This is a genomic window from Fictibacillus sp. 7GRE50 (assembly GCF_015903875.1).
GTDB lineage: Bacteria > Bacillota > Bacilli > Bacillales > Fictibacillaceae > Fictibacillus > Fictibacillus phosphorivorans.
Genome location: NZ_JACZDW010000013.1, coordinates 20,909 through 31,906, shown reverse-complemented (window position 1 = coordinate 31,906; position 10,998 = coordinate 20,909). Strand labels below are relative to the sequence as shown.

The 10,998-nt window shown below is 37.8% G+C and carries 14 protein-coding genes and 2 pseudogenes; 6 read left to right on the top strand and 10 right to left on the bottom strand.

Annotated features, from left to right (window positions below; all coding sequences use genetic code 11):
* Both IHV12_RS22260 and IHV12_RS22255 read right to left on the bottom strand, forming a co-directional pair.
* Nucleotides 1-243: lysozyme family protein (locus IHV12_RS22260; RefSeq protein ID WP_197192280.1), on the bottom strand; the 243-nt coding region annotated here is incomplete at its 3' end.
* Nucleotides 244-284: 41 nt separating this feature from the next.
* Nucleotides 285-533: pseudogene (locus IHV12_RS22255) on the bottom strand (HTH domain-containing protein); the annotation flags it as partial.
* A gap of 216 nt (nt 534-749) precedes the next feature.
* Here IHV12_RS22255 and IHV12_RS23140 point away from each other — a divergent pair.
* From IHV12_RS23140 to IHV12_RS23130, 3 genes are read left to right on the top strand one after another with little or no spacing between them, the layout of a single operon-like run.
* Complete coding sequence (locus tag IHV12_RS23140; RefSeq protein ID WP_163103537.1) at nt 750-1,178, top strand: HTH domain-containing protein; 429 nt, start codon at nt 750-752, stop codon at nt 1,176-1,178.
* A gap of 59 nt (nt 1,179-1,237) precedes the next feature.
* Complete coding sequence (locus tag IHV12_RS23135; RefSeq protein ID WP_370568865.1) at nt 1,238-1,546, top strand: IS3 family transposase; 309 nt, start codon at nt 1,238-1,240, stop codon at nt 1,544-1,546.
* Between the two features lie 46 nt (nt 1,547-1,592).
* Nucleotides 1,593-2,072 carry an IS3 family transposase gene (locus IHV12_RS23130; RefSeq protein ID WP_370568864.1) on the top strand — a complete coding sequence of 160 codons (480 nt, stop codon included), beginning with the start codon at nt 1,593-1,595 and terminating at the stop codon, nt 2,070-2,072.
* Between the two features lie 109 nt (nt 2,073-2,181).
* Here the strand turns inward: IHV12_RS23130 and IHV12_RS22245 are convergent, their stop codons facing one another.
* From IHV12_RS22245 to IHV12_RS22215, 7 genes are all read right to left on the bottom strand, one after another.
* Nucleotides 2,182-3,045: a DUF421 domain-containing protein gene (locus IHV12_RS22245; protein ID WP_197192278.1), complete on the bottom strand. Its 864-nt coding sequence runs from the start codon at nt 3,043-3,045 to the stop codon at nt 2,182-2,184.
* Between the two features lie 23 nt (nt 3,046-3,068).
* Nucleotides 3,069-3,275: a DUF1657 domain-containing protein gene (locus IHV12_RS22240; protein WP_197192277.1), complete on the bottom strand. Its 207-nt coding sequence runs from the start codon at nt 3,273-3,275 to the stop codon at nt 3,069-3,071.
* Between the two features lie 20 nt (nt 3,276-3,295).
* Nucleotides 3,296-3,649: a stage V sporulation protein AE gene (spoVAE, locus tag IHV12_RS22235; protein WP_188401443.1), complete on the bottom strand. Its 354-nt coding sequence runs from the start codon at nt 3,647-3,649 to the stop codon at nt 3,296-3,298.
* Complete coding sequence (gene spoVAD, locus IHV12_RS22230; protein WP_197192276.1) at nt 3,650-4,663, bottom strand: stage V sporulation protein AD; 1,014 nt, start codon at nt 4,661-4,663, stop codon at nt 3,650-3,652. It lies immediately after the preceding gene.
* Between the two features lies 1 nt (nt 4,664).
* On the bottom strand, nt 4,665-5,141 hold the full coding sequence (gene spoVAC, locus IHV12_RS22225; protein WP_197192275.1) for a stage V sporulation protein AC: 477 nt from the start codon (nt 5,139-5,141) through the stop codon (nt 4,665-4,667).
* Nucleotides 5,142-5,171: 30 nt separating this feature from the next.
* Nucleotides 5,172-5,633: a YhcN/YlaJ family sporulation lipoprotein gene (locus IHV12_RS22220; RefSeq protein ID WP_163103560.1), complete on the bottom strand. Its 462-nt coding sequence runs from the start codon at nt 5,631-5,633 to the stop codon at nt 5,172-5,174.
* A 69-nt stretch (nt 5,634-5,702) separates the two neighbouring features.
* Nucleotides 5,703-5,906, bottom strand: coding sequence for a DUF1657 domain-containing protein (locus IHV12_RS22215; RefSeq protein ID WP_197192274.1), 204 nt, complete (start codon nt 5,904-5,906; stop codon nt 5,703-5,705).
* A gap of 617 nt (nt 5,907-6,523) precedes the next feature.
* Between IHV12_RS22215 and IHV12_RS22210 the strand changes: the two genes are divergently transcribed.
* The 3 genes and pseudogenes from IHV12_RS22210 to IHV12_RS22200 all read left to right on the top strand — a co-directional run bounded on the left by IHV12_RS22210 (nt 6,524) and on the right by IHV12_RS22200 (nt 10,084).
* Nucleotides 6,524-8,026 carry a phospholipase D-like domain-containing protein gene (locus IHV12_RS22210; protein WP_197192273.1) on the top strand — a complete coding sequence of 501 codons (1,503 nt, stop codon included), beginning with the start codon at nt 6,524-6,526 and terminating at the stop codon, nt 8,024-8,026.
* A gap of 330 nt (nt 8,027-8,356) precedes the next feature.
* Entirely contained in the window at nt 8,357-9,040 is a 684-nt protein-coding gene (locus tag IHV12_RS22205) for a DUF421 domain-containing protein (RefSeq protein ID WP_197192272.1), read from the top strand.
* 289 nt (nt 9,041-9,329) lie between these two features.
* Nucleotides 9,330-10,084: pseudogene (locus tag IHV12_RS22200) on the top strand (ABC transporter ATP-binding protein).
* Nucleotides 10,085-10,388: 304 nt separating this feature from the next.
* Here the strand turns inward: IHV12_RS22200 and IHV12_RS22195 are convergent.
* Nucleotides 10,389-10,931, bottom strand: a complete 543-nt coding sequence (locus tag IHV12_RS22195; protein ID WP_231620834.1) for a DUF402 domain-containing protein — start codon at nt 10,929-10,931, stop codon at nt 10,389-10,391.
* Nucleotides 10,932-10,998 lie beyond the last annotated feature (67 nt).

Sequence of the window (10,998 nt, the reverse complement as noted above, 5' to 3'; positions counted from 1 at the left end):
GACAACCTTCCCGCCATTTCCGCCCTCATAATAGCGAAGGACGTGTTCGACATAGTGGACGTCTCCATACCGGGACCATCCGTTTTTGACAGCCATCATCTCACTAAAATCAATAGCGACTTCCTTGGAATACCCTCCCCGTTCTAAGGCATAGCCGATAAATCCATTCCCAAAATTATAAGACTGCAGAGCTAGGTGAATATCTCCTTTGGCTTGTTTCATCACATCCGCAAAATACTTCACCCCTATCTGAATGGAGTATTCAGGATCGGTCGGAGCCCTAAAACTCCTGATTCATTGTAAGAGGTACGCCATCGACTAGCAGCTCTATTCACTCTAACTATGCCAATAACTTCAATCTCAAAACCATTCTCCTCAAAAATTTTCCTTGGTAATTTCCCATTTGCGTATTCAGTTATAAAAATCCTTTTAAACTCATCTGTATACGTAATACTCTTTGGACTTACAGATTTGACATAAGGATTAGTTGACAGTTTATTTATTTCTTCTTCTGTAAAGTGTTTTTTTGGCATTTAATTATTCTCCGATTCTCCCATTTTTATTAGTCTACATAAAAATGCCCTATAGGGCAGACCTTTTTTTGAGTGTCTACTCTATAGGGTACAGTCTAATGAACTGTAACCCGAATAATGGACACTTATAAAAAAGAGTCCGTTATTCGGGTTTTTTGTGTTCTTTTACAAGAAACTCGTTATAATCAAATCAAATGAGGAGAACGGGGATTATATATGAGTAAAAATATCTTTAATGAATTTCAAAGACTACAATTAGAAAACAATCCAAACGTTGACCATGTTTCTGATCGAGCTATTAGCTATAAGCCTGAGTTTAAAGTTATAGCTGTTAAAGAAAATTTGGCTGGGAAAGGACCCATGGATATCTTTATTGATCACGGATTTGATATTGATATTATTGGTTCTAGAAAACCTGTTCAATGCTTGGACCGCTGGAGAAGTTCCTATGAGAAATATGGCGAGGAAGGTTTCTTCACGGAGCGTAGAGGCAAGGGCAGCACAGGACGTCCATCTTCGAAGGAAATGACTGTGGAGGAGAAACTGACGAAAGCTGAAGCACGAATTGCTTTTCTAGAGATGGAGAACGACTTCTTAAAAAAGTTAGAAGAACTAGAGAGGCAGGCGAAGAAGAACAAGTACTAGCTCTATCAGAAAAATTCCAGCTCATCGAAGAAACTATTAGAAAATATCAGCTTAAGCGAATGGTTTCCTTTCTTTGCGAAGTCGCTGGGGTTAAACGTAAAAGCTATTATGCATGGTTAAAGGCTGAAGATAGGCGTATAGAGCGACAAAGACGCGATGAAGAGGATTATGAGCTTCTTAAGAAGATTTATGATGAAGGAAAGAAAAAGATTGGTGGACGTCAAATCAAGATGCATTTAGAGAACAATTATGGCGTTAACATGAGCCTAAACAAGATTTTTCGTCTTACTAGAAAGTTCAATATTCAATCGGTCATAAGAAGACGTAACCCCTATAAAAATATAGCTAAAGCTACTCAAAGAACATAAAACGTGTCCAAATATCTTAAGCCGAAAATTTGTACAAGAGCCTGGTATGGTTCTACTCACAGACATTACGTACTTATATTTAGAGAACAGAACAAAGGTATATTTATCATGCGTGAAAGATGGAACAACACGTGAATTATTAGCGTATCACCTATCTACTTCACTGGAGATGCCAATTGTATATAAAACCTTAGATCACTTAATGGCTTCCTTGGACGGAAACGTCCACCCTGAGGCGCTTCTTCATTCTGATCAAGGCGTTCATTATACACATCCTGAATATCGAGTGAAAGAACTAGGGTTCACTCAATCGATGTCGCGCAAAGGAAATTGTTTAGATAACGCCCCAATGGAGTCCTTCTTTGGTCATTTTAAAGATGAAGTAGACGCCACTGCATGTAAAACCGTAGCTGAATTAAGAGGAAAGATTGAAAACTATATGGAGTATTACAACTCCGCTCGCTATCAATGGGGATTAAAAAAGATGACCCCGGAACAATACCGAAGTCATCTACTAGCTGCTTAAAAGGTCCTTTTTATAAACTGTCCAATTTAATGGTTACAGTTCATTCCAAGCAGTCCTTTTTATTTTTCTTTATCAAAGAATCCAATATAGAACATTTACACGTTTTTTTTTAATTATCGTTGAGCAACGGTTTCAACTTACTGAGTAACCGATTCAGCTTTTGGCTGTTTTTATTATATAGTTGTTTTGCTTTTTCAGATTCAGTTTGAATGGAAAACAGCTCCAGATCAGCTTGGCATTTCTTTAATGAAGCCAAAAGCAATGGCTTTTCCTGAGGGGATGGGACATTAATCTTGTCATCATAAAGATCCACTGTTAACTGGCCATATGAATCGATCTGCCCCAGAAACACATTATCCACTGTTATTTCTAATTTCTCAAGTTCCTCATTCAGCCAGCCTCTGTTCAGTCCGGCCGTAGAAAGTGGTTCATCGAGTATTAAGCCATCCATAATGACGGTTTGAGGTTCCTTTACAGAAGGTTGATTTAGTTGGATGTCCTTTGCAGTAAGAGGCTGATTTTCCTTTTTTAATAATATGCTCACATCTCCATTTGGCTCAATGACAGCGAATTCAACGTCAGAAACCTGGAATACGTCTTTGCTTCTTAGTTGTTCTAATAATTCATCAATGGTGTAACGTTCTTTTTTTAAATTATCTTCCAGGATTTTTCCGTCTTTGATGACGATGGTTGCTTTTCCTTCAACAAAATCCCGTATTTTCTTATTTTTTAACGATATCAATCCCATTATGATGGGAAACAGAGTCCATATAGTCATGGCAATCAGCCCGTGCATGATATGGCGTTCCAATCCCATCGTTACCTCAGCTGCTATGCTTCCAATTGTAATCCCTGTAACGTATTCAAAAAAGGACAGTTCGGCCAGCTGCTTCTTGCCCAGCCATTTGGTTAACAAAAAAAGTGCGATTAAAAAAGTAAAGGAACGTATTACAATTTCTACCCAATTAAGCATAACTGTCTCCTTCAGATGTCTGTTTAATTTCCTTTATATTGGGGTTCTTCAAATTCAAGCTGCCCGATTCTCTTTTGCAGATCAGAAATGATCTCCTCTACCTCTATCATACTCTCATGAAACGTTCGCTTCGCTTGTTCATCTCTTGACTTTTGTGCTAATTTGCTTAGTGTTTCCTTAGCGCTTTTCAAGGTTACCATGCATTGTTTGACATTTGATGCGATAGTCATTTTTTATATCCCCTTTTCTTTTAGCCTTTTGGTTTAAACAGTAGGGCTCCAATAAATCCAAAAATGATTGCTGCGGAGATCCCAGCGCTTGTCACTTTAAACATTCCGGTTATCACACCGATGATACCGTGTTTCTCCCCTTCAGCCATCGCACCATCAACAAGTGCGTTTCCAAAGCTGGTGATCGGAACGGTAGCTCCTGCACCCGCAAAATCAATCAATGGTTCGTATAATCCGACTCCATCAAGTATGGCACCTGCTACAACTAAAGTTGTCATCGTGTGGGCAGGTGTTAATTTAAAAACATCAAACATGATCTGTCCGATCACACAAATCGCTCCGCCAATTACAAAGGCCCAAAAAAGAATAGCCATTTATTCTGCACCTCCATATTCAATAGACACCGCATGAGCGATGCATGGGATAGTTTCATTCTGTTGAAAGGTTAATGGAGAAAGAAGTGCTCCCGTCGCAACGACAAGCATTCTCTTGAATTCTCCTTTTTTCATTCGGTTTAAAAGATGTCCGTATACCACAGTTGCGGAACATCCGCAGCCGCTCGCCCCAGCAAGCACGGGCTGTCCTTCCCGATAGATCATCATGCCGCAATCCTGAAACTGCTCTGCATTTAATAAGAATCCATGTTTTTTAAGTAGATCTAACGCGATTTCATGGCCGATCGATCCAAGATCACCTGTTACGATTAGGTCATAGTAGGAGGGATCTATTTCCATGTCTCGAAGATGGGCTTCAATCGTATCGATTGCAGCAGGCGCCATGGCACCGCCCATATTAAAGGGATCAGTCAATCCCATATCGATAACCTTCCCGATCGTTGCCGAAGTCACACGTGGTCCTTCACCTTGATCGCTTAACAGCGCACTTCCCGCTCCTGTAACAGTCCATTGTGCAGTCGGCGGTTTTTGTCCGCCATATTCTGTTGGGTAGCGGAACTGTTTTTCTACGGCTGTATTATGGCTTGCTGTTCCTGTCAATAAATACTTTGCTCCCTTGCTATTTACGATGAATGCCCCCATTGCAAGCCCTTCCATAGAAGTAGAGCATGCTCCGAATAAACCAAGATAAGGAGCTTCCAGCGTCCTGCATGCAAAACTTGTACTTGTGATCTGATTTATAAGATCACCAGCCAGAATAAACTGTACGTCTTCTTTTTGAATATTTGCTTTTTCCATAGCTTTTTGGCAGGATTCTTCAAATAGTACCTTTTGGGCTTTTTCATAAGAATCTTGGCCGAGCCATAGATCTCCATGTAGAAGATCGAAGTCTTCAGCGATACGCCCATTCGCCTCAAACGGCCCTCCTACCGTTCCTGTTGAAATGATTACAGGTTTATTTTCAAACACCCATGTGCGATGGCCCTTTAGCATTTTACAGACCCCCGTATTGAATCAAAATTGTTTTGATGATCGCGATTACAAAGGCGGAAAATACACCAAATAGAATGACGGATCCCGCCAGCTTGAACATATTGCTTCCCACACCTAAAACAAACCCTTCCGTACGATGTTCGATAGCAGCCGAAATGACCGAGTTGCCAAATCCGGTAACCGGAACTGCAGTACCTGCTCCTCCAAACTGTGCCATCCTGTCATAGACGCCAAATCCGGTTAAGAGCATCGAGATAAAAATCATTGTTGCCACTGTCGGATTGCCGACATTTTCTTCTGTAAAATTAAAGTAGGTCACGTACATCATGGAGATGAGCTGTCCTACAAAACAAATAAATCCACCGACCAAAAAGGCTTTTATGCAATTCGTGATAACTGGCCTTTTTATTTCGTGCTGATCCTGAAACTGTTGATATTCCTGCTGAACCGGTGTCAATTCTTTATCTTTGCTTGCCATGGTGCCGCTCCTTTCTTCTAACACATAATGTTAGGCCTCATCCGTCGATTTCTTCTGAATCTTTTTCAATTCTCTCTCGATATCCTTGCTGTCCATTTTTTTATCTAACTTGCTCTCCAGTTCACCAAGCAAAGTAAATATCTTTTGATCCGTGCTGACGGTTACTTCCATTTTCGGATACTTTTTTTCAATTTTCTTTTTTATTTTTTTCTTAAGGCTTGTTAATTGGAACCGCTCAAGATGCTTTGGTTTTACTGCCAAAAAAATTTGATCTTCAGAATTAACAGCTTTGGCATCTGTTATTTCTGGCATAGAAAGAACGATTGCTTTTGCTTCATGTGATGGAGATTGTTTATTTTCTATATATGACATTGGAGATGGTGAATCGTTGTTGCTTCTTCCTTCTTCTTTTTTGTTATTACATCCAGAAACTAAAATCATAAAAGAAGATAGGGAAATCAAAAGAACCTTCACTAAGTTCGTTTTTTCCATACAGCCCACTCTCACCCTTTCATCAGAAAAGGATGAATTTTCACCCTTTTCACTTTACAATTCTTGTAGCTATTGTTTATATTGCGGCTCTTCTTGTTCTACTTCTTGTAAACGAGAACTTAAAGAATCCACTATGGTTTGTGCTTGCTGAGCTGCATTTTGGTACAACTGCTTTGCCTGCTGGTTTTCAGTATCAAGAGCAAATGTCTCTAGAGAGGCTTGGGCACTTTTTAATCCTGCAAGGGTCGTTTTTAAATTACTTGCAACTGTCATTTTCTTTCCTCCTTTAATGTGGGTCTCTTTAGGATACTTCTGTACTTCTTTAGTTCGTGAGATGACAGATCATTTAGTAGCGAACCCAGTTTCTTGTCCCGAATCATCTTCTTAGAACAATTGTTAGTGTTTGAAAAAAATCATATTTTATACATGAAGGGATACGAAATCCGGAATGAAGTATTTTGTGATATGGGCGTAAAAAAACAACCCTTCTAAAGAAAAAGTTCCAACGTCGTATGAAAGTGAATTCACAAATTTCCTTTTTGGTAATATATATATTAAATCATAAAAGTCCAATTTCAAAACCCACCTTCATTAGGTGGGTTTTTCCTTTTAAAAGTACATAACAAACGTTATTAATTATTGAGTATTAGAGGTCATATAACTCATTTCTTTTTAAAACAAACCCACATTCCTTTAGTGACGGTGACTATGATTAATTAAAAAGCTCTTTTAATCCTATTTGGATTTCTTAACAAATGTTTAAGAAATTAAAGTTACATACTTTTTTGAACAAGTAGAGACACTAATGCCGGAAGGACTCTTTAGAAGAGGATAGGAGTTTCCAATTGTATACTCAGTACATGTTAAGAAAAACAAGGGAGGAATTTCTGTTGGAGTGGATTTTTTATCTATTTTTAATAAATACGTTTTTTATGCTGTACATAGCAATTTGGGAAGTTCGCCGCCCTGCCAAGGCTTTAAATTGGATAACAATCACCCTTATTTTGCCAATCATTGGTTTCTGGCTATATCTTAGCACATCAAATCCCAAGCGTATTCATCGAAAAAGATTGACCTCTTCTCATAATGATTCTGACAAATTACCTGATACATATAGTCATTCTGCCTTGGTAATCGCTGATGCTTTACGGAATTTCACCGTGCATGGTCTTCGAGTCGGTGAAGTCCAAGTATTTAACAATGGAATTGCAAAATATGAACAACTCATCGAATCCCTACAAAAAGCCAAAAAAACCATTGATCTGGAATATTACATCTATCGAAATGACCAAATTGGTAATCGCATCACAGAATTACTGATCGAAAAAGCAGCAAACGGAGTCAGGATTCGTTTTATAAGAGATGGGTGGGGGAGCAAAAAATTTCCACATCACATAATCCTTCAAATGATGGAGGCAGGAATTGAATGCCGGACAATATTTCCTTTACGTTTTCCTTGGATTATGTCCAATTGGAATTACCGGGATCATTGTAAGATTGTCACGATCGACGGAAAGGAATCCTTTTCTGGCGGAATGAACGTGGGGTATGAATATACAGGATTAAAGCCTGACGTAGGATTTTGGCGGGACACTCATTTGCAAATCATAGGGGAAACAGTTGGCGATTTGCAATCTATATTCGACGTTCATTGGAATATCGCCTTGCCTGAAAAGATAAAGTCGAAAACAAAATCAAAGATAAGTAAAAAAACAAACAAATTCCCAAAACATAAATCACAGGAAGTCGATCGAACCGGCAGCGTAAGTCATTCCCAATGGTTAACCGAATGGGGATCTGAGTTGACCGTCAAAGACAAATCCCCAGAGAAAGGTATGTTGCAAAAAGCCTACGTCCATACATTGGAAGGAAATCCTGGAGTACCTACTACAATCATTCGGCAAGCTTACTTTATATGTATAACACAGGCGGTCAAGACGATTGATGTAACAACACCTTACTTTGTACCAGAAACAGATATAATTATGGCATTAAAAACAGCTGTGGCTCGTGGTGTGCGCGTAAGATTGCTGGTTCCCCGCCACATTGATCAAAAAATCGTTGGCCTTGCAAGTCGTACCTATTACGGAGAACTTTTAGAAGCTGGAGTCCATATCTACCAATACGATAAAGGGATGTTACATGCGAAGGTAATGATCATAGATGAGGAGATTGCAGAAGTAGGCGCAGCAAACTATGATATGAGAAGTTTTCGTCTGAATTATGAGGTGTGTGAAATCTTGTACAGTGCTGACGTGGCAAGAGAACTAACACAACAATTCGAGCAGGATCTAACTGATTCTGTATCCTTAAAAATTGAAGACTTGCTCCAACGATCTCTGACAGAGCGCATTATTGAGCAAGGTGCTCGCCTGCTTTCTCCATTATTATAAGTTAATATATCTAAAATCTAGATATTAAAAATTTTTTTTAAAAAAAGGTATAAACCCGTGTTAGAAGAACTTTTAGCACGGATTTTTTTATTTACAAGAATACCATTACTAAAAAATGTTAATACTAAAGCGGAGCTAAGATTGTAATAATACTTTTAATTTAAAAATAGTGGTGATATCAATAGATATAGCCTTATTGGTAAACCTTTTGCGAGTTTAGTACTAAAACTAGCCACTTTATCTAGACCTGAAAAAATCTTATAACTAGGTAAGCGCAAAATTGCATCTACAGATCCAACCTTTTTAATTTTAAACGGGAGGGAAAGCTTCTTGGAAGAAGTAAATATTGGTTTACTGACGCTCAAAGTCATGGTAGGTTTTGTCACCTTATTTTTTATCGTAATCGTAACAGGGAAAACATCTATTTATCAGTTGACGCCTTTTCACTTCGTTTTTGTGTTACTGCTTGGGGATCTTTTAAGTAATACCATTTATGAAAATCGAATAGGGATTTTGCCATTTTTTTATACTGTCGGATTGTGGACGATTCTCATGTTGGGTATAGAGTTTATAACCCTTAAAAAGAAGTCGACACGTTCCCTTTTAGTAGGCAATCCTTCGATTATCATTCGGAATGGGGTCATTGACCGAGAGATTGCCAAAAAGAACAAATTAGATGTGAATCAAATATTGAGTTTGCTGCGACAAAGCAATGTTTTTTCAGTACGTGAAGTCCAATACGGTGTATTGGAGGCAAATGGTCAAATCAGTACATTACTCAAATCGAAATATCAAAAACCGGAGAAACAGGATCTCAATCTTCCTCAGATCCCAGTAGACCTTCCAACGACGTTAATTATAGATGGGGAGATTTTATGGGATAACTTACATGAACTAGGCTTTGATCAACAGTGGTTAGTTAACAAATTAACTGCAAATGGTTATGATAATGAAAAGGGCATATTTCACGCTGATTGGCGAGAGAATGAAGGCATACATATAAGTCCCAAATAAAATTTTTAATAACCTAATGAAAAAAATTGCATATATAGTGGAGTTTTGAAACGAATTTTGAGTTTCCTAGGTCATTAGCAAAAAAGTTTTAGGGACTTTCTAAAACTTTTTTATTTTTAGAGTTAAATAAGGGCTTTTCATACTAATATTACCGTATTAAACACATACTCCTTATCTGGAAAACTTTCATATGATAATACAAATTCTTTTTGTTAAAAAAGCCAACTATTTTTGATAGTAAAATACAAATTTTGGAGGGGCCGAATTTTTCTTTTTACAGTTAAAGTCCATTAGTCAAAAATATTCTACAAAACGATCGGCCACAACGGCCTTAGAAGATATATCTTTATCAGTTTGAGAAGGAGAATTTATCTCCTTTCTTGGTCCAAGTGGTTGTGGGAAAACGACGTTATTATCTATTATTGCAGGATTGTTTACTCCTACAGTGGGATCTGTTAAATTAAGCGGTCAACTCATTAAAGGACCGCACCCAAAAATCGGATATATGCTACAACAAGACTATCTTTTTCCCTGAAAAACCGTCAAAGAAAATGTGCTTCTCGGTTTAAAATTAAGAGGTCAGCTGAACGATAGACATGTATCCAACACTTTTTCGTTATTGAAAGAAGTCGGTTTAGAGGGCACCTTAGATATGTATCCAATGCACCTCTCGGGTGGCATGCGGCAACGGGTGGCATTTGTGAGGACACTTGCCACTGACCCAGAAATATTGCTACTTGATGAGCCCTTTTCTGCACTTGATTACCAGACAAAACTTAAACTTGAAGACCTCGTTTCCATTACATTAATGGAGCATGGTAAAACAGCTATACTTGTGACCCATGACATCGGTGAGGCAATAGCGATAAGTCAAACGATCATTTTGTTCTCTAAGAATCCCGGACGCATTTTTCGAATCTTTAAAATGCCAGAAACACTAAAGAAGCTTACCCCATTTTAAGCCCGGCAACATCCAGACTATACAATGTTTTTCAGCAAATATGGGAGGAGTTGGAGCAAATTGAACAAAACGACAACAAATAAAACGCATGTAGAATACTTCAACGTTTAAAGAAAGAAAAACGAAATGTGGTGTTTGTCCAGTTTTAGTCTTAATACATGCTCATATATTGTTCGCGTTCCCAAGGGTGAACATGTGTACGGAACATATACTACTTGTTTTTTTAAGCACAAATAAGTGCTAAAACGGTATAAAATCAATACTTTCTAAAAATAAGTGTGTAATTAAATATATCAAAGTTGATACTTTCGTGGGTAAAATGTGGGTGGTTTTGTGGGTGAAATTACATCTACTTCTTCCACAATCGCACCCGATTGTAGAATAAGACTAGTTGAGCTTTTGTTCTAAGATATGTTTATGATTATTTGCTAAATCAAATAATTTAAAGTCTCCGTTATCAATCAATTTTGTAACTTGATTAGCCTCATTCCAAGCAATATCATAAAGGTGTTTATTAATGGAGCCTTGTTGATATGCTTCTTCTAGTTCATCCGTATCTAAATGAAACACTTTCCCAGAGGGCAATACCACAATATCTATAAATAAGTCATCCATCCACGGTACATTCTTTTCTACACCATTTTCTTTACATATATCTATATACCATTGAATTACTTCACCTTTAGAATTAAACATCGTAGTTAGCGAATGTTTCTCGTTTAGAGGAAAATGTTGCAGCCACTTATACCCGTTGTCAACAATGCAAACATCTGATTCTCCATATTTTTTAAATAATGGATCTGTTACTTGGACAATATCAATTAATGTTGCATAACCCTCAAAATCGGTTGAACTTATTAAAGTTTGGGCGAATCTTTTCTGTGTCACTCTTTTCCAGTCTCTGTAATCACCATATTTCCGTTTAAGCAATCTAATTCCCACCTCCTACTCTGAAATTCCCATTAACTTTATACCAATTATTTCAAATTACTAATAC

Excerpts from the sequence above, each read along its gene's own strand:
- IHV12_RS23140 (WP_163103537.1), top strand. The coding sequence starts at position 750 with ATGAGTAAAAATATCTTTAATGAATTTCAAAGACTACAATTAGAAAAC.
- IHV12_RS23135 (WP_370568865.1), top strand. The coding sequence starts at position 1,238 with ATGGTTTCCTTTCTTTGCGAAGTCGCTGGGGTTAAACGTAAAAGCTAT.
- IHV12_RS23130 (WP_370568864.1), top strand. The coding sequence starts at position 1,593 with ATGGTTCTACTCACAGACATTACGTACTTATATTTAGAGAACAGAACA.
- IHV12_RS22245 (WP_197192278.1), bottom strand. The coding sequence starts at position 3,045 with ATGCTTAATTGGGTAGAAATTGTAATACGTTCCTTTACTTTTTTAATC.
- IHV12_RS22240 (WP_197192277.1), bottom strand. The coding sequence starts at position 3,275 with ATGACTATCGCATCAAATGTCAAACAATGCATGGTAACCTTGAAAAGC.
- spoVAE (WP_188401443.1), bottom strand. The coding sequence starts at position 3,649 with ATGGCTATTCTTTTTTGGGCCTTTGTAATTGGCGGAGCGATTTGTGTG.
- spoVAD (WP_197192276.1), bottom strand. The coding sequence starts at position 4,663 with ATGCTAAAGGGCCATCGCACATGGGTGTTTGAAAATAAACCTGTAATC.
- spoVAC (WP_197192275.1), bottom strand. The coding sequence starts at position 5,141 with ATGGCAAGCAAAGATAAAGAATTGACACCGGTTCAGCAGGAATATCAA.
- IHV12_RS22220 (WP_163103560.1), bottom strand. The coding sequence starts at position 5,633 with ATGGAAAAAACGAACTTAGTGAAGGTTCTTTTGATTTCCCTATCTTCT.
- IHV12_RS22215 (WP_197192274.1), bottom strand. The coding sequence starts at position 5,906 with ATGACAGTTGCAAGTAATTTAAAAACGACCCTTGCAGGATTAAAAAGT.